We start from the raw sequence: 17,922 nt of genomic DNA, 5'->3' as shown, positions 1-17,922 counted from the left end.
CTCCAGCGAAGGTGTTAGCTGATTAAAAATCGATTAATACACTTTTGTAGCGCTGGCAGGACTCAAAGGCCTGCCTGCCAAGATCCTTGCCAAAACCGGACCCCTGGAAGCCCCCGGTCGGGATGATAAAGTCCCAGGTCCGACGATAACGATTAATCCAGACCGTGCCGCTATCCAGCGCTTTCATCAGCCGCATTGCACGCGGCATGTTCAGAGTATGCACGCCAGCACACAGGCCAAAGACATTGTGCTGCGCCAGTGCAAGGGCTTCTTCTTCATCGCTAAACGTCTGAATGGTCAGCACTGGTCCGAAGATCTCCTGCTGATTCGCGACGTTATCCTGACTGACACCGGATAAGAGCGTCGGTTGCCAGAACCAGCCCTGCGCGGTGTTTTCGTAGCGTTGACCGCCCGCCAGAATGCTCGCCCCCTGTGCGACGGACTGCGCGATAATTGCCGCCACTTTTTCGCCCTGACGCTGGTCGATAAGCGGACAGTAACGGGTGGAAGCCTGCCAGGTCATACCGGGCACAGGTTTCTTGCACAAGGCAATCAGTTTTTCGATCACCGCTTCTGCTATGCCTTTCTGGATGATCAGGCGCGTGCCTGAGACGCAGGCCTGGCCAGCATTCACGGTGAAACCCAGAAACAGACGCTCGGCTATCTCGTTGGCATCGCCTGCATCATCAAACACCAGTTGGGGACTTTTTCCACCCAGCTCCAGCGTCACCGGTTTGGTGCCGTGCAGCGCGGCCTGGCTCATGATTGCGGCGCCGGTCGCAGTGGACCCCGTAAAAGACACTTTTCTTACCTGCGGATGCGTGACCAGCGCATTGCCCGTGACCTGCCCGCCGCCCTGAATCACGTTGAGCACGCCTGCCGGAATGCCCGCCTGCACCGCCAGTTCAGCCAGGCGCGCGGTAGAAAACGGCGTCAGCTCAGAAGGTTTCAGCACCACCGCATTGCCTGCCGCCAGGGCCGGCCCGCACTTCCATGAGGCCATCGACAGCGGGAAATTCCATGGCGTAATCGCACCGATCACCCCATAGGGTTCCGGCACCAGCATTCCCAGGCTGCTGCTCTGGGTGGGAAAAACATCGCCACTGTATTTATCTGCGCATTCTGCATAAAAGCGCAGGGCCGCCGCAGTAAACGGCACTTCAATATTGCGGGTGTCCGTGATCGGACGCGTGGAACCGACCGCTTCGAGTTGCGCCAGGTAATCTCTGTCGCCGTCGATTAAATCTGCCCAGCGGGAAATCGCCGCTCCCCGTTCCCGTGGTGAACAGCTCGACCAGCCGCTGCTGATGCGCTTTTCGTCCGCAATAGTCACCGCATCAGCTACTGTAGCGGCGTCCGCCTCGTTAATGTCGGCATAATGCTGACCATCAGAGGGACGTTTGATGCCCAGCGTGCGACCGGATGCAGAAACGAACTGGCCGTTGATAAAGTGGCCGGTAGAAAGACGGACCTTATCTGGATCAAAATCTGACATGATGTCCTCGCACAATGAATGAAAAAACGCCCGGCTACCAGCCCACAACCCGTTGCCAGACTTCATGTTCGCCGTTCCGGGTGTCGATCACCTGGTAATGCGTATGCATCGCGGCGGTCGCACAGGCATGATTGGGCAGCACGCGCAGCACGGTGCCGAGCGGGAAGTCTGCCGTCGAATAATCACCGTAATGTGGCAGCGCAATAATCCCGTGTTCCTGATTCGTGGTCGTCAGGAGCAGCCCCAACGGGCAACCTTCGTCGTCGCACACCAGCCCATAACCGTAATCGGTGTGCTGAGCGGCGGTGCCGCGATCGCGTGACATGGCCATCCAGCCTGCATCGACGAAGATCCAGCCTTTGTCGTGATTGTGCCCGATCACCGTGGTGACGACGGAAAGCGCGATATCGTCGCGGGTGCAAACGCCCAGGTTGTGCATAAAGAGATCAAAGGTGGAAAACACCCCGGCTCTGACTTCAGTCACGCCCTGCAGATCATGGGCCGCATGCGCCGTCGGTGTGGAGCCTACGCTGACCACCGGACACGGAATCCCGGCGGCACGAATATGATTTGCTGCCGTGACAGCAGCCTGACACTCTTCCTGTGCGGCAAGGATAATCTCCTCCTGCGACCGGCAGTGGTAAGACTCACCGGCGTGCGTCATCACACCTTCCACCACCATCCCGGCCTGGTGCAAATGACGGGCAATCGCCGTCAGCGCCGCGTCGGCAGGTTGAATTCCCCCGCGATGGCCGTCGCAGTCAATCTCGATAAACACGGAAAAGATCACCTGATGTTGTAAGCCGTAGTCGCTGACGGCCTGTGCCTGCGCCATGCTGTCCAGCAACACATGCACCTGTTTCCCGTTGCGGCGCAGGGCGGCAACGCGGGGTAACTTACCGGGCGCAATGCCCACCGCGTAAAGCACATTGCTATAGCCGGCGGCGGTAAAGGCCTCGGCTTCGGCCAGGGTAGAAACGGTGGCAGGCGAAGACAGATCCTGCAGCAAACAGGGTGCCGCCTGGAGGGTACGAAGTGTTTTGAGATGCGGGCGAATCTGACAGTGCTGTCCTTCAATCCGCTGGTATAACCGATTGATATTGCGTTCGAACTTAACTTTATCTAACAGGAGATAAGGTGTCGTCAGGGTTAAGTGATTGAGCATCGTCGGCATTCCTGTAGAGGTTTAGTTGATGCTCTCATCGTTTAAATCTGTTTAAAATGCGGTCATGCCCAATTAATGATTAGGTTTGAACCTAATGATCAACAGTGAAGATTTACGTTTTTTTCAGGTCATCGCCTCACATCCAACCCTTGCCGCTGCCGCGCGCTATCTGGATATCACCCCGCCCTCGGTGACGCAGCGCCTGCAAAGCATTGAAAATAAAATTGGGGTTAAGCTGATTCTGCGCCCGGCAAAACGCATCATCCTGACCGATGAAGGCGAAGCCTTGCTTGAGCGGGCGCGCGTGATTTTGCATGAGATAGACCAGTTGCAGGACGTGATTGACCAGACGCGAAACCGTATCAGCGGTACGCTGAGAGTGCTGGCTCCGCTGGGCTTTGGCTCTGAATATATTGCGCCCTTGCTGGCCGATTACGCGGACAGCCACGAAGATCTCAGTATCGATCTGACGCTCTCCGATAACCCCGACTGGATGCAGGCCGATAAGTGGGATGTGGTGATCTATATTGGTCATCTGCGTGACTCAACGCTTTACAGCACGTGGCTCGCCGCCAATCCGCGTATTCTCTGCGCCTCGCCCGCTTACCTGCAACACTATGGCACACCGACACATCCTGATGCGCTTCATCGCCATCACTGTCTGGTGATCAGGGAGAATGCCGAGGATGTCACGCGCTGGATATTTACCCATAACGGTGACGAAACCATCGTCAGAATTACGCCGCGCCTGGCCAGCAACGATGGCCGCATCATCAAAAAATGGGCGCTGGGCGGGAAAGGGATCATGGTGCGTTCGGCCTGGGATATCCGCAGTGAGCTTCGCCAGGGGTTACTTATCCCCCTGCTGCCCGCGTTCACCCTGCCGGCGGCGGATATCGTCGCCCTGACCAGCCTGCAGGAGAAAAAACGGCTTCCCCGCACCCAGGGCTTTATCGAATTAATGAAAAAAACCTTCAGCTCGCCGCAGTGGGAAGCCTGGTAGGTTTTCTCTCATCCGCCTGCCGCCAGCGGTGGCTCAGGATAAAAATTCTGCCTCTGTGACTTTCTCAAGCCAGGTCACTGGGCTGCCGTTAAGGGATTCGGCAATCGCAATATGTGTCATAGCGGTGTTGGCAGTTGCCCCGTGCCAGTGACGGACGTCTTCCGGTATCCACACCATATCGCCCTGATTGATTGTGTGCTTCTCTTCGCCTTCACACTGAATCCAGCCCTGACCGGCGGTGACTATCAACGTCTGGCCCAGGGGATGCGTGTGCCATGCCGTCCGGGCACCTGGCTCAAAGGTGACGGTAGCGCCCCCGACCCGGGCTGGTGAGGTTGTGCTGAACGGGGCGTCAATGCGGACCTGACCGGTGAAATACGCCTCAGGCCCTTTGGCTGAGGGAACGGATGCATTTTTGATGATTTTCATGATGGCTTTACCTCTGATGAATGGGATCGATACAGTTTATGCGTGAAAAACAGGAATACCCTTCTCGCTTTTTCACAGACGAAACCTCAGGTGCTGAAAGAGAAGGTTAACGCGCTGATTGCTTTTTGCGTGGCGGTAGCAAAAAAGTTTCATGTGTACCGCTGCAATACTGCGTCTTTCCCCCTCGGCGCTGAGCCATATACGGGAACGTGAAGAACGGATGGGAGCAGGTCTTCTGTCGCCCACCATCCGACCTGTCGCGCCCATACGGGCAGGAGAACGCCGGTTGAAAAGGCCAGGCTTTGCGACTGAGTGTGATAACAACGCGCCACGTTGAAAAAAATTATTTTTTTTCTGCATCCAGTTTGTATCCCGCTCTCGTATATCTCATTGAAAGCCACTTACTCCACGCTCTAATGAGGATTTACGATGAAAAAGCTAATTGCTGTTACCGTTGTATCAAGTGCATTGCTGTTTACCACCGCATCCATGGCCGCTATGACCTCGGATTCTGTTATGGTGGGCGGCGCGGCTATGTTCCCTCAGAAAAATATTGTTGAGAACGCGGTCAATTCCAAAGATCACACCACCTTAGTGGCGGCGGTTAAAGCGGCCGGTTTGGTTGATACCTTAGAAGGTAAAGGCCCTTTTACCGTGTTTGCCCCCACTAACGCGGCGTTTGCTAAGCTGCCAGCTGGCACCGTGGACAATCTGTTGAAGCCAGAAAATAAGGCCATGCTGACCAGCGTACTGACCTATCACGTGGTTGCAGGTAAGTATGATATGAAGGCGCTGGAAGCCAAAATTAAACAAGGCGGCGGTCATGCTGAGTTGAAAACCGTTAACGGTCAGCCGTTGTGGATCATGAATAATGGGCCCCATAACATCCAGCTGAAAGACGGTCAGGGCAACGTAGCCAATATCAGCACCTATGACGTCAACCAAAAAAATGGCGTGATAGATGTGATTGATACCGTATTAATGCCGAAGTAATTATTTATACTCGAACGGAAACAGATCATCCGGGACGCTTATGGACAAGGTGCAGGCAGTGGAGCAGGTAAAACTAATGAAGGCAGTCGTCGACGGCGATCGCCGGGCATTTGAACACCTTTACCGGCTGACATCGCCACACCTGTTTGCCATCGCGTTGCGCATGTTGCAGCACCGCCCCTGGGCAGAGGAGGTGCTGCATGATTGCTATATCACCATCTGGAGCAAGGCGGAAACCTATAATGCCGAGCTGAGCTCCCCGTTGACCTGGATGACCCATATTGTCCGTAATCGCTGTATTGACTGGCTACGTAGCGGACAGGCGCGTATGGCCAGTTCGGAAGAGGCGCATAATGATGCGCTTCTGGTTGCTGAACATGACGAACTGCATAACAGACAGGATGATGCACAAGCCGCTCGTTTACAGCGCTGTCTGGGAAACCTCAGCAGTGAGCAGCGTCAGAGCATTACGCTTGCCTACTATCAGGGCATGTCTCACAGCGATATTGCTCACTGGCTCCAGCAGCCGGTCGGATCGGTAAAAAGCTGGATCCGCCGGGCGATGGCGCACCTTCGGGAGTGTGTCGGACTATGAATAAACAACACCAACGTGACGATGCACTCTCTGCTGAATATGCGCTTGGTACGCTACGCGGTGGCGCGCGATTACGTTTTCAGAAGCGCCTGCAGACCGAGCCTGGACTCGCTGAACAGGTCGCCAACTGGCAAAACCTGCTGTCCGGGCTGGATCTTCACGTCATGCCGCAGGTGCCACCAGCGTATGTCTGGAAGAAAATTGCGTTAAGTCTGCCGGCCAGGAAAAGGCCCCGCGCTGCTCGCGCCTATATTGGCTGGATGGTTGCCGCCGCCCTTGCCGCCCTGACGCTGGTGTCTTATCAGGCCATCAAGGCCCCGGAATTTACGCCGCTTACCGTGATGAATGACGCCCAGCACCAGGGGCAATGGGTCGTCAGTGCAGACAAGACGCTCACACAATTGCGCGTCACGCCGTTGCAGCCCGCGACGGTAGCCGCCAACAACAGCCTGCAACTGTGGCTGATTCCTGCCGGTCATCAGCCGGTTTCTCTGGGACTGCTCCACGCGCGGGACACCACCGAGCTTAAACTCGCAGGACGTGATGCGGTAAAAAACGGGGTTATCGCGATTAGCCTTGAACCGGAGGGCGGTTCACCAACAGGTCAGCCCACCGGTCCGGTGCTCTACAGTGGCAAAATATAATATCGAAATGCGATACGACTCGTGATGCAGACCCCGGGCATATTCGAGTGAAAAAAGCCCCTTTCGAACGTTATAGCGCGCCCAGGGTGGTCACTATCAGTGCGACCGCCCTGGGCGACATCCACTAAAAACGTTGCCAGTTATCTTCCTGCTTAGCATAGGCCGCACGAGCCTGAACAAAGGCCGGAGAAATGGCGGCAGGGCTGGCCTGGACAACCGGCGCGTGCTCCGCCAGCACAAATGCTGCGACAAGTTCGTTCAGGGCCGTAGCCTGATCCATCAGTGAACGAGAGGCCGACGAGGCTTCCTCCACCAGCGCCGCATTCTGCTGTGTCACATCATCCATCTGATTGACCGCCTGATGCACCTGACCAATACCGAGCGACTGCTCCTGAGACGCGACGGCAATTTCATCCACAAGATCGGTCACCTGACGGATCGCCTCATTCATGCGCCCCATGTTCTCACCCACCTGCTCCGCCTGATTCACTCCGGTTTGCACATAACGCATGGAGGATTCGATAAGCTCTTTAATTTCGCGCGCCGAAGCCGAAGATCGCTGCGCCAGATTGCGAACTTCTCCGGCTACGACCGCGAATCCCCGACCCTGCTCACCTGCCCGCGCCGCTTCGACGGCGGCATTGAGCGCCAGAATATTGGTCTGGAAAGCCACGCCTTCTATCAGGGTGATTATGGCGGTGATCTTTTCAGAGCTGTGTTTAATGTCAGTCATGGTGCCGAGCATCGTATGGACTTTCGTGGAGCTGTCATCGGAAATTTCACGGGCGTTTTTCGACAGTTGACTGGCAAGTCGGGTGTTTTCTGCCGTCTGACGGACGGTTTCACTCAGCTCTGACATGCTGGCGGCCGTTTGTTCCAGCGAAGCCGCCTGCTGCTCGGTGCGGGAAGAGAGATCTTCATTGCCCGCGGAAATTTGCGAGGAGGCTGAACTGACCGAATGGGCCGACCGTTCAACCGATGAAAGCGAGTTCGCGACATTCCCGATAAGATGATTAAAGGCTTTAGCCGTCAGACCAATTTCATCCTTGCGCGAATCATCGGCACGCAGCGTAAGATCAAGTCGCTCACTGGCGCGTTCCATAGCCGCTCGCATACCGTTAAGGTTTTTACGGATGCCCAGAATCGTCCTGATGGAAAAAGCCCCGAGCAACAGGATAATCGCGACTGAACCGGCAATTAACGACCAGAGTGTTTGCCGGTAAACCCGGTTATTCTCTTTTTCAAATGCCGCGCCGACCTCTACATTGAGCTGGAGTTGTTTCTGATAACTTTCAATTAAATCACGAATAGTCTGACCGACGCCGCTATTTCCCTGCAAATCCACCAGGGCGGTATCATTATGTGTCCGCGAATTTGTCAGAAAAGCCGGCAGGCGCACTTCCATTTGTTTAATCAGCGCTAAGGCATTTTCACTGAGCTTCGTATCCTGATCGTTAGTGGTTTCGTTCTTGAGATAAAATTCAGTCAGTGCTTTAAGCGCTTCAATACGCGTGGAAATTTCCTTTTCAAATTCAGCCTGTTTATCAAGGGCTTTTGCACTTTGATGCCGATAGAGCGCTACGTTAAGTCGGTTACTGCCGTTAACCATTTTATCCAGGTCAACAATCGAGGGCAGTGTGTTGGTTTGCACGTACTGGAAGCGCGACTGAAAGCCGCCTAATACCATGATGACGATCACAACCATAGCAATCATTGATGCTGAGAGTAATGAAAACGTCAGGAAAAGCCGCTGAGTAATAGTCATGTAAATTTCCCCGAATAATAGGTTCGCCAGTCTGTACACCGTACTGAATGACATTCGCTATTCAGGTATCGACAGCGCGAGAATAAGCATTAATGCGCCAAATGATCATTGCGGGGAATAACGGAGATATCGGGTATAATCGGGATAAAAAGTATTAGTGCGTTGAATGCATAAAGAAATTGACAACCTTATCTTATCTAAAAACAATAAAAATAATTAATGGATAGAGCAAAGTGGAATTTATCATTGATGATGGCGGAATACGCTTTTTAAAAAAAGCATGTGACGTTAATGCATGAAAGTTCGGTTAAGGGTAGTTAAATATCGTTCCTGACGGCGTGCAGAAGGACGATATCTTTGCCAACATCTTTGAAATAAATTAACCGCATAAAATGACGAGCGAATTAATCATTAGTAAGGACTATTTTTAAAATATTTTCATTTTTTGTGTCACGTCTTCCAAAAAAACGGTTATCTGCTCCTGTGATGTTGTTTACGTGCAGACAGTGGGTGTCAGTCAGGATGACGCTGTTCTGCGTCAGCCTGGTAGTGCCGTTTGGCAACTTATCTGGCTTGCTTCATCTCGCGCATTGCGCGGCCCTGATGTGGTGAAGCCGTCGGGAATTTGCCTTAGTGCATCATTATTTTACAGGCCGTTTTAGGCTGTGACGGAATAACCCGGTCAAGGGCGCAAAAGAAGTGATGAGTTAATCGACAACCGTGTAAAAATGCCGTAAAAAAAAGGCACAAACCTGTAAAAATGTAGTTCATAACTTCACCACCTACTCCCTAACGCACGCTAAACCGCGTAATCTCATCCTCACCTCTGACCGGGATAATGACCCGGCGGACGTTGGTGATTACGCGAAGCAAAACAGGATATTAAATGGCGCAGTCTGAAAAGCAGTCCCTGCCTGCAGGTATGTTGGCGGCAGCGGGGATCGTATTTGGTGATATCGGTACCAGCCCGCTCTATACCTTAAAAGAGTGTCTTTCTATTCTTCCCTCTGGGGCGGTGACAGAAGAAGCCGTGATGGGTTTTCTGTCCCTGATATTCTGGGGGCTGACGCTGATTGTGACGGTTAAATACGTCATCTTTATCATGCGCGCAGACCACGATGGCGAAGGCGGAATACTGACGTTAATGTCGCTGGCCCGACAAAATGTTGGCGCACGGCTCAGTCGCATTATCGTTCTTGCTGGCCTGACGGGCGGGGCCTTTTTTTACGGTGACGGTATTATTACTCCCGCTATTTCTGTGCTTTCCGCCGTTGAGGGGATTGAGGTGGTGGCCCCGGCCCTGGATCGTTATATCGTGCCGCTGTCCGTGGTGATCCTGACGTTGCTGTTTGTGATTCAAAAGCACGGTACTGAACGCGTCAGCCGCATCTTTGGGCCAATCATGCTGGTGTGGTTTATTACCCTGGCAGTCCTTGGGGTACGCGGCATTATTATGAATCCCCACGTTTTACATGCGCTTAATCCGGCGTTTGCCCTGACCTTTTTACTCAATCATGAAGCCCTGTCCTTTGCTGCCTTAGGCATGGTGGTGCTGGCCGTTACCGGGGCTGAAGCCCTGTATGCGGATATGGGACATTTAGGCAAAACCCCTATCCGCCTCGCCTGGCTGATCATTGCCCTGCCCGCACTGGTGCTGAACTATTTTGGTCAGGGTGCGCTGGTGCTGGCCGACCCCAGCGCAGTCAAAAATCCGTTTTATATCCTGGCCCCGGTCTGGGCACAGATTCCCCTGATTGTGCTGTCAACGCTGGCCACGGTTATCGCTGCCCAGTCGATTATCAGCGGCGTGTATACGCTGACGCATCAGGCTATCCGCCAGGGCTTTCTGCCGCCGATGCGCGTGATATTTACGTCTGCTACAGAATCGGGGCAGATTTATATTCCGGTCGTAAACTGGCTTCTGTTTGCGGCTGTTACGGTGGTAATCCTGGCTTTCCGTCAGTCTTCTGCGCTCTCTTCTGCTTACGGTATTGTGGTGACGGGAACCATGGTGCTGACGGCCTGCCTGGCCGGTATTGTTGCCTTTAAAAACTGGAAGTGGCCATTACCTGTTGCGCTGTTTTTCCTGCTCTGCATGTTGTTAATCGATGTACCGCTGTTTGCGGCAAACCTGATGAAGCTGCTGTCGGGAGGTTGGGTGCCGGTGCTGCTGGCGATGATGATGCTGGTGCTGATGCTTATCTGGAGCAGTGAACGCTCCCGGCTTATCCGCCGTCTCACCGACGATCCAGTCAGGCTGAAAGCGTTAATCAGCTCTCTGGAAGCCTCTCCGCCCATGCGCGTGGGGGGAACAGCCATCTTCCTGACGCGCAAAGAGTATGAAATTCCGCAGGCCCTGCTGCATAACCTGAAACACAACCGGGTGCTGCACGAGCGTACCGTGTTACTGCACATCAAAACGGTCGATCTGCCCCGCGTGCACAATCAGAAACGCATCGCGCTGCGCCAGCTGTCGCCTTCGTTCTGGCAGGTTACCGCCGCGTACGGCTGGCATGAACGCCCGTCAATGAAAGATGTGTTGCACCTTTGCGGGCTGGAAGGATTTGGCTGTACCTTGAATGAAGCGTCGTTTTTTACCTCTCACGACACGCTGGTAATGAAAAAACGTCGCGGCCTGGCCCATGCTAAAGGGGCGATATTCCACTTCTTCCAGCGTAATGCATTACGCGCGCATGAACAGTTCAGGATACCGGCCAATCGGGTGATTGAACTGGGTGGGCAAAAAGAGTTCTGATAAGGGATTGCGGCAGAGTCCCTGAGGGGCTTTGCCGCTTTCCGCTTGCGTGATGAATCTTAACTGCCAGCGCACCGCGTTCAACCTTCTGCTGCCAGCCCACAATCCTTCGCTGCGCCTCGTCAGGCTTTTTTCAAACTCGCTGGCTTCACTCTGCGTCAGCCGCATGTGCGCAGGCTGTGCGACGTCAGCCCAGGGACAGGCTTGCTCTTCTCGTGGCTAAAAAACCTTTCGTTGCTTTGGCGTTCACTTTCTGCTGAGTTCGCCTGTTTTAGCGCAGCGCCATAATGCTGTGCAGGCGTCTCTGTTTCTTGTCATCGGGAAGCCGTGGATTATTGCCATCAGGCCGGACTGACACACGGCGAATATCCTGCTCGGGAACAGCACAAGCGGCTCACGAGTCATCGGCGTGCTGACGCCTTTCACCCTGACGGGCACGTCATGCTAAAGAAAATCGCTGCACGCTTCGGGCGACATGCTGGTGTCTTTGACGTTAACCCTTCACAATAACCTTACCGGTTCACCTGTTTTGTTGATGCCACTAACACTTCATCCCTGTCGCGCGACGCAAGGTTGCAGGATGAAAAAAGGAGCAAGCCATGTCTGATGCTACATCGGGTCAGTGCCACTGCGGCGCTGTTGCGTTTAACGTTGAACTGCTGGATGGCCTGAAAACCGCCCGGCGCTGTAACTGTTCGTTTTGTCGTATGCGCGGTGCGGTCGTGGTATTCGCCCCCGTTTCCGGGCTTGAGGTGGTCAAAGGTAAGGACAAGCTAAGCGAGTATCGGTTTAATACGGGTGAGGCGGTTCATTACTTTTGCTCTGTCTGCGGCATTTACACCTTTCACCAGAGCCGTTCCAACCCTGAACAGTACGGCGTGAATGCCGCCTGTCTGGCGGGGGTTTCTCCTTTCGATTTTGCCTCCATTCCTGTGACAGATGGTAATCATCATCCCAAAGATGGCGGTAAAGGCGGTGTGGCCGGTTATCTCCACTATGTGGCAGAAAAGCCCTGACGGTCAGTCCGTCAAAGCCAGTCAGGCTGGCGTACCCTTTCCAGCATGATCATCGCATGGCTGAACACCGCGTCAGCCATCGCCAGAGGATAATCGTCCGACAGGCTGTCGCGCAGCTTAACGATCGCAGCCGGTAAGCCCGCAATAAAGGCCGTCAGTATCTGCTGCATCTTCGCCTGACTCAATCCGACGCTGCCCGCGCTGGCGACAAAATGCGCTGGCCAGATCGCGTCAATGTGATGCCGTTTCCCCTCAGGGCCGGGCACGCCAATCGCCAGCTGAAAATCTTGCCTGTCTGTCCTGCGCTGTGAAAGCCCGGGACAGGCAGACAGGATTGGGCTAAAGGGGGCCAGTCGGAAACTGCCGCCACGGGCGATGAGTATCCTGATCTGTTTGGCGTGCCCGCCGGTAGCCCCAATCAGCCACTGAAAAACCAGATAGCGCATCATCTCTTCACGGTCTTTCATGGCGCAGCTCGACCCCATCAGCAAGGCCATCACATCCTGAAGCCCCGGTCCACCCTGCTGTTCATAACGGCTTGACGCCGGTAATCCCAGCGCCTGGCACACATCCTCTTCAGGAAGATAATAAAGATGTTTTCCGTCGCGGCTCCAGCGGCGATCGTAGCTTTCGATGCGTAATTTCCGGCGGCCATCCTCATGAAACAGCCTGGCATCCGCTACCGGGAGCCTTAGCTCGCGGGCAAGGGCCATACACAGATAGGCATTGTCGATATCAGACTGCTGTGCCTCGTCTGCAGCGCTGACCACGCGGTAGGTCGCGTTATCCGGCGCAAGGGATTGCTGCTTCACCGGCAGCAGCGTGATCGCGCCGGGCAGTTTGTGTCCCACTTTTTGCAACAGTGCAAAGACATCGCAGGATTTTATCGGGTGCTCAGCGTAAATATCGCTTTTAATCAACGTGCTGGGTGAGAGAAGGTTTTCAAAAAAATAAGCTACCTTCGCAGAATGTATCGCGGCATGCTGCAAGGGCAATGAAAGCGACAGCGGCCTGGCAAGCGGGTGCCTGAGCCACTCCTCGTCATACTGGAAACGGAGTGCGCCGCTGTGATGCCGCGTCAGCGTGCCCGTCCGCGCCCCGTTCATCCAGGCAATCAGCTTCGCCATTACCAGGCATCCTCAGATGAGGCTGACGCGGGTGGATTCCCCTGAAGCACGACGGCGAGATTGAGCGCCTGCAAGATTTTGAACAGGGTAGCCAGCGACGTCGTCTCCGGGTTGTTTTCGAAGTGAGACAAAGTTGCCTGTTTAAGGCCCACGGTCTTCGCCAGTTCAGCCTGCGTCAAGCCATCTTGTTGACGCAATAGCTTTACCTGGTTCGCCAATTGCCTGGGGCTGTAGATCATGTGGCACGCTCCGTAATAAGTGAGTTTTATCCCCGCCAGAGGATATTATCAGACTAACTGCAACGTAACCCGAAAAGCAAAAATATCCTCTGTAGCGGATATTTGAGAGAAAGCATCGCCTCGCTTTCTCCGCACGCGTTTCTCCCTGAGGGTAACGTATTCCACTACAGAGCAGGACAGGCAAGATTTGCTCGCTGACCATAATCCGTTTATCGATACCGCGACATATCGCCCGCTGGCGGGATGTTGCCGCGATAAGCAGGGGAAATTACAGGTCGGGCTGACTGGCAGCCAAAAAGGAAACGGGCTGTGTGTTGCGTTTCGCTGGGCAGCGAATCCCTGCGGTTCAGGCCTGGATTAACGCTGGGTTATTGCAGCAGAACAGCTATCGCGGCGGATGGCCGTGGTGCCCTTGCCAGATAGCTTCAGTTTTCAGGCGTTGCCCTTCTGCTTAATGTATTGCAGATGTCACTGACGGATTTCCCCGATGTCGGCATACTGCTTCATTATCTGATGCGCGCGTTAAACAAGGTGAGCTGACTATTAGCCATGAAAGACACAAGGATGATGCCCTGCCCATTCCATGATGGGCAGGGTTAAAGGTCAGGCAATGTTTATCGTGCAGTCGCTTAACATGCGCCAGTGGCAAGGCAGAACGCGTGTTTCACCCGTCACCGTTACTGTACTGACGCCGTGGATATCGCGACAGGAAGAACCGACCTGCAGCTCAAACTCGCCGGGTTCTACGATGCGCTGACCATCGCGGCGCGTGAAGTTGAGCATATCCACCGGAAGCCTAAAGCACAGTTCAGCGGTTTTACCCGGCTGCAGCGTGACGCGCTGGAAAGCTTTAAGCTCCTGAAGCGGTCGCACCATGCTGGCCACCTTGTCCCGGACATAAAGCTGCACCACTTCACTGCCCTGCCGTTCGCCGGTGTTGGTGAGCGTGACCCGGAGTTGAATCTCCCCATCAATCGCCACGTTGTCCTGTTCTGGCTGCGGCTGGCCCCAGTCAAAGGTCGTCCAGCCGCGGCCAAACCCAAACGGATAGCGCGCGCCAAAATGGAAGGCGATCGGCGTACCGCCGCTTTTCAGTTTGTGATTGTAATAAAACGGCATCGCACCGACGTTTTTCGGTACGCTCACCACCAGGCGGCCCTGGGGTTCCGCGCGGCCGGTCAGAATATCCGCTATCGCCCAGCCGCCCTCCTGCCCCGGTGCCCAGGCCAGCATAAAGGCGGCAACCTTGTCTTCCAGACCTTGCAGGCTATAAGGCCGTCCCCCGGTCATCACGACGATCAAGGGTTTTCCGGTTGCGGCAAGGGCCTCAAGCAATGCTTGTTGTACGCCGGGCAAATTCAGGCTGTCGGTGTCAGAACCCTCACCCACAGTGCCGCTCTGGAACAGGCCCGCCAGATCGCCCACGCAGGCAATCACCACATCGCTGTCTTGCGCCACGCGAACGGCATCGGCAATCAGGTGGGTATCCTGTGACACAGGCGATTGCTGCATGGGTTTCGCCGCACTGTCGCCGGGGAAAACAGGGGCACCTGCAGTGCGTTTTTCAATAATATGACAGCCTTTGGCATAGCCGACGTTTTCCTGCCCCAGGTAATGCTGCAGCGCGGCGAGCGGCGTGGTGACCTGTGACGTTTCCTCCAGCATATCGCTGATAATCAGGTGAACGGGAAAGCTGTAACCGCTCAGTAGCGCAAGCGGATCGTCCGCACAGGGCCCCACTACCGCAACGTGCCCGCCGGTTTTCAGCGGCAGAATACCGTTATTTTCCAGCAAGGTGATCGACTGGGTTGCCACATCACGTGCAACCTGACGGGTGGCATCGTGCTGCAGAGAAATCGCCGCTTCATTGATATAAGGATGCTCAAATAAGCCCAGGCGGAACTTCTCGGTCAGGATGCGTGCCACGATCTCGTCAACCTTATCCATCGACAGCAGATTACGCGACACGGCGTCGGCCAGATGGCGAGCGCAGTCATCCTTCGGCAACTCCACGTCCAGCCCGGCATTAAACGCCAGCGCAGCCGACGTTGCCGCATCCTGCGCCACGCCATGATGCTGGTGAAGCAGACTGACACCGCCATAATCAGCCACGATGATGCCGTCAAATCCCCACTGTTCACGCAACACCTCGGTCAGCAAAAAGCGATCGCTGTGGCCGGGTTGATTATCAATGTCATGGTAGGCCGGCATCACCGATCCTGCGTTCGCCAGCTTTACCGCCATTTCAAACGGCAGCAGAAAGATATCGTTTAATTCGCTGAAGCCGAGATGAACGGGCGCGTGATTTCGTGCGCCTTCGCTGAATGAGTGACCAACGTAATGCTTAAGCGTGGCCAGCAGATCGCGCTTATCGCCTTGCAGGCCTTCGACATAGGCGGTTGCCATCACCCCCACCAGCCAGGGATCTTCGCCAAAGGTTTCTTCTGTCCGGCCCCAGCGGACATCGCGGGAAACATCCAGCACGGGGGCCAGTCCCTGTTTGCAGCCAATTGAGCGGGCTTCGTCGCCAATGTGCTGAGCCGCTCGCCTGATCAGTTCAGGCGCCCAGGTTGATCCGTAGTTCAGCGATGAGGGAAAAAGCGTTGCCCCTTTGCACAGCAGGCCGACCAGGCACTCTTCGTGAAACAGCGCTGGAATCCCCAGGCGCGATCCTTCCATCACATCACGTTGCAGGCGATTCGCCGCCCGTACGCCGGTTGCGGCGTCAACAATATGTGTTCCCAACGGGCGGGTAATCTGGCCGATGCTGCGGGTTAATCTCTCTTTAAGGGCATTCTGGGCACTCACACCGGTAAAGGTGTCGCTTAAATCTGTCCGTTCCTGATGGTTGCCCTTTTCATCCAGGATAAGCCAGTAAGCATGCATCTGCGCGAACTTTTCCTCTGCCGTCATGCGTGGCAGCAGGTCGGCAACACGTTCACTAACAGAACGCTGAGGGTCCTTGTAGATTACGGTCATGTTTCACTCCTTCGTACTGATTTCAGATAGCGTTTTGGGCGTCCATTTTCTCTTCAGCGGCACGCTTTGCGGCCAGCTCAAGGGCAATCGCATTGACGCGGGTGCTGTTAAGCTTGTAGAGGCAAAGCAGCAGCAGCATGGCAATAAATAAAACGCCGGGAATAAGGTTGTGCATCAGATTGATAGTGGTAATCACGTGAGGCGTTTGTGCCGCCACGCCAGGCTGGTAGTGCACCAGCCCCAGAATCCAGCCCACGACGGCACCGCCCATGGCGAGGCCAAATTTGATGGCAAATAAAGCGGTGGAGAAGACCAGGCCGTCCAGCCTTCTCCCGCTGCGGTGTTCTTCGAAATCCACGACATCGGAGAACATATTCCACTGAATGGGTGTGGTCAGGTTTTGAACAAAGCCAAAAACGATATTTATGCCGATGATCAGCCAAACCTGTGAAGGCGGAATAAAATAAATGGTCGTGACGAAAAAAACAAAACTGACCAGGCAAATCTGATAAGCACGCACGCGGTCAAATTTCCCCAATAACCGCTCTGAAAAAAATGCACCGCACAATGCCGCTATCATGCCGGTAATAATAAAGGTGAATACCAGGTCAGGCCGCAATAAAACATAGTTCATGTAATATATTGTGGACGAGCCACGCGTTACTACCGCAGTCAGCAACAGGATGTTGAAAATAACAATGATGAGCCACTGGCTGTTTTTACTTAACAGCTTCAGGTCGGACCACATCGAGCTTGCACTATCGCCGCGCGGTAAATAACGTTCCCGGGTCATAAAGAAGCAACAGTAGATTAAAATCACCCCTAAAAAACCCATGAACCCCATGGCAAACAGGTACCCTTTCGCCTTGTCGCCCTGACCTAACAGATCCACCAGCGGTAGCCCGATGACCGTGACCACCAGTCCGCCGATAAAGGCACAGGCAAAACGCCAGGATTGCAGAGAATGGCGTTCCCGCGGATCGAGCGTCAGCGCACCGGGCATGGCGCAATAAGGGACATTTACTGCAGAGTATATGAAGCTGAGGATGGTATAGGTGACACAGGCATAGACGATTTTCGCGGTCGGACCCACATCAGGAACATAGAAGGTTATCAGGCAACTCACGCCAAACGGAATCGCGAACCACATTAGCCAGGGGCGAAAACGTCCATGTCGGGTTCGGGTTCGGTCAACTAACGCCCCGATACAGGGATCGACAAAGGCATCCGCCAGGCGCACCATCAAAAACATCGTCCCCATAATCGCGGCGGGTAAACCAAATACGTCTGTATAGAAGTAGGCCAGAAACAAGGTAGCGGTTTGCCATACCATGGAACTGGCGGCATCACCGATGCCGTAACCAATTTTATCTTTTGTTTTAAGCACAGAGGATATAGTCATTGTTATGAGCCTTATAATTAGGTAAACACCTTGATCAGTCAGCTATCCACGGCCTGTATGGACAGACAGGTCCGGCTCAAGTATTAGTAATACGGCCCTGTGCCAACAATTCCAGAAATTAACAGCCAATTTATGATATTTGGTTTTTTTACCGCTTTGTGATGCAGGCCATATAGATAACCAATAAATCAATTAATGTTGAGCGACATATTTATGACATTCGGCGGGGTTACTTTGTTAAAAACCGGCAGGCGTCCCATATAAAATTGGTATGACACGGGAATATGCACTATTGAAATAGTACAGGGCGGTGAC

Annotated in this window: 14 protein-coding genes; 6 read left to right on the top strand and 8 right to left on the bottom strand. The window is 54.2% G+C overall.

Features of this window, described 5'->3' with window-relative positions; translation table 11 throughout:
- Positions 1-22: 22 nt before the first annotated feature.
- Complete coding sequence (locus CMR03_RS01915) at positions 23-1,495, bottom strand: aldehyde dehydrogenase family protein (protein ID WP_063879663.1); 1,473 nt, start codon at positions 1,493-1,495, stop codon at positions 23-25.
- 34 nt (positions 1,496-1,529) lie between these two features.
- A complete protein-coding gene (locus CMR03_RS01910; protein WP_096010586.1) occupies positions 1,530-2,660 on the bottom strand; it encodes an alanine racemase in 1,131 nt (376 codons plus the stop codon).
- 94 nt (positions 2,661-2,754) lie between these two features.
- On the opposite strand from CMR03_RS01910, the gene CMR03_RS01905 reads away from it, so the two are divergent.
- Positions 2,755-3,663, top strand: coding sequence for a LysR family transcriptional regulator (locus CMR03_RS01905; RefSeq protein ID WP_096010585.1), 909 nt, complete (start codon positions 2,755-2,757; stop codon positions 3,661-3,663).
- A 33-nt stretch (positions 3,664-3,696) separates the two neighbouring features.
- Here CMR03_RS01905 and CMR03_RS01900 read toward each other — a convergent pair whose 3' ends face one another.
- The gene (locus tag CMR03_RS01900) at positions 3,697-4,092 is read right to left on the bottom strand and encodes a (R)-mandelonitrile lyase (protein ID WP_096010584.1); all 396 of its coding nucleotides are present in this window, start codon (positions 4,090-4,092) and stop codon (positions 3,697-3,699) included.
- 429 nt (positions 4,093-4,521) lie between these two features.
- Here CMR03_RS01900 and CMR03_RS01895 point away from each other — a divergent pair, with 429 nt between their 5' ends.
- From CMR03_RS01895 to CMR03_RS01885, 3 genes are read left to right on the top strand one after another with little or no spacing between them, the layout of a single operon-like run.
- Positions 4,522-5,085, top strand: coding sequence for a fasciclin domain-containing protein (locus CMR03_RS01895; RefSeq protein ID WP_063879667.1), 564 nt, complete (start codon positions 4,522-4,524; stop codon positions 5,083-5,085).
- Positions 5,086-5,125: 40 nt separating this feature from the next.
- The gene (locus CMR03_RS01890) at positions 5,126-5,680 is read left to right on the top strand and encodes an RNA polymerase sigma factor (protein WP_063879668.1); all 555 of its coding nucleotides are present in this window, start codon (positions 5,126-5,128) and stop codon (positions 5,678-5,680) included.
- Entirely contained in the window at positions 5,677-6,324 is a 648-nt protein-coding gene (locus CMR03_RS01885) for an anti-sigma factor (protein ID WP_063879669.1), read from the top strand. The genes CMR03_RS01890 and CMR03_RS01885 overlap by 4 nt, the downstream gene beginning before the upstream one ends.
- 124 nt (positions 6,325-6,448) lie before the next feature.
- Here the strand turns inward: CMR03_RS01885 and CMR03_RS01880 are convergent, their stop codons facing one another.
- Positions 6,449-8,089, bottom strand: coding sequence for a methyl-accepting chemotaxis protein (locus tag CMR03_RS01880; RefSeq protein WP_096010710.1), 1,641 nt, complete (start codon positions 8,087-8,089; stop codon positions 6,449-6,451).
- A gap of 886 nt (positions 8,090-8,975) precedes the next feature.
- Between CMR03_RS01880 and kup the strand changes: the two genes are divergently transcribed.
- Together kup and CMR03_RS01870 are read left to right on the top strand one after the other, a co-directional pair.
- On the top strand, positions 8,976-10,844 hold the full coding sequence (kup, locus tag CMR03_RS01875; RefSeq protein WP_096010583.1) for a low affinity potassium transporter Kup: 1,869 nt from the start codon (positions 8,976-8,978) through the stop codon (positions 10,842-10,844).
- A 599-nt stretch (positions 10,845-11,443) separates the two neighbouring features.
- Complete coding sequence (locus tag CMR03_RS01870) at positions 11,444-11,860, top strand: GFA family protein (RefSeq protein WP_096010582.1); 417 nt, start codon at positions 11,444-11,446, stop codon at positions 11,858-11,860.
- An 11-nt stretch (positions 11,861-11,871) separates the two neighbouring features.
- Here the strand turns inward: CMR03_RS01870 and CMR03_RS01865 are convergent, their stop codons facing one another.
- The 4 genes from CMR03_RS01865 to CMR03_RS01845 form a co-directional block, all read right to left on the bottom strand.
- Positions 11,872-12,987 (bottom strand): HipA domain-containing protein, encoded by a 1,116-nt coding sequence (locus CMR03_RS01865; RefSeq protein WP_096010581.1) that lies wholly within the window; start codon positions 12,985-12,987, stop codon positions 11,872-11,874.
- On the bottom strand, positions 12,987-13,226 hold the full coding sequence (gene hipB / locus CMR03_RS01860; RefSeq protein WP_063879673.1) for a type II toxin-antitoxin system antitoxin HipB: 240 nt from the start codon (positions 13,224-13,226) through the stop codon (positions 12,987-12,989). Before hipB ends, CMR03_RS01865 begins: the two co-directional genes overlap by 1 nt.
- A 603-nt stretch (positions 13,227-13,829) precedes the next feature.
- Positions 13,830-16,205, bottom strand: coding sequence for a glycoside hydrolase family 3 N-terminal domain-containing protein (locus CMR03_RS01850; RefSeq protein WP_096010580.1), 2,376 nt, complete (start codon positions 16,203-16,205; stop codon positions 13,830-13,832).
- A 22-nt stretch (positions 16,206-16,227) separates the two neighbouring features.
- Positions 16,228-17,607 carry an MFS transporter gene (locus CMR03_RS01845; protein ID WP_063879675.1) on the bottom strand — a complete coding sequence of 460 codons (1,380 nt, stop codon included), beginning with the start codon at positions 17,605-17,607 and terminating at the stop codon, positions 16,228-16,230.
- Positions 17,608-17,922: the final 315 nt, after the last annotated feature.

This window comes from Pantoea allii, assembly GCF_002307475.1.
Taxonomy (GTDB): domain Bacteria; phylum Pseudomonadota; class Gammaproteobacteria; order Enterobacterales; family Enterobacteriaceae; genus Pantoea; species Pantoea allii.
Note: the sequence above shows the minus strand (reverse complement) of the source record. Positions and strands in the feature narration are given on the sequence as shown.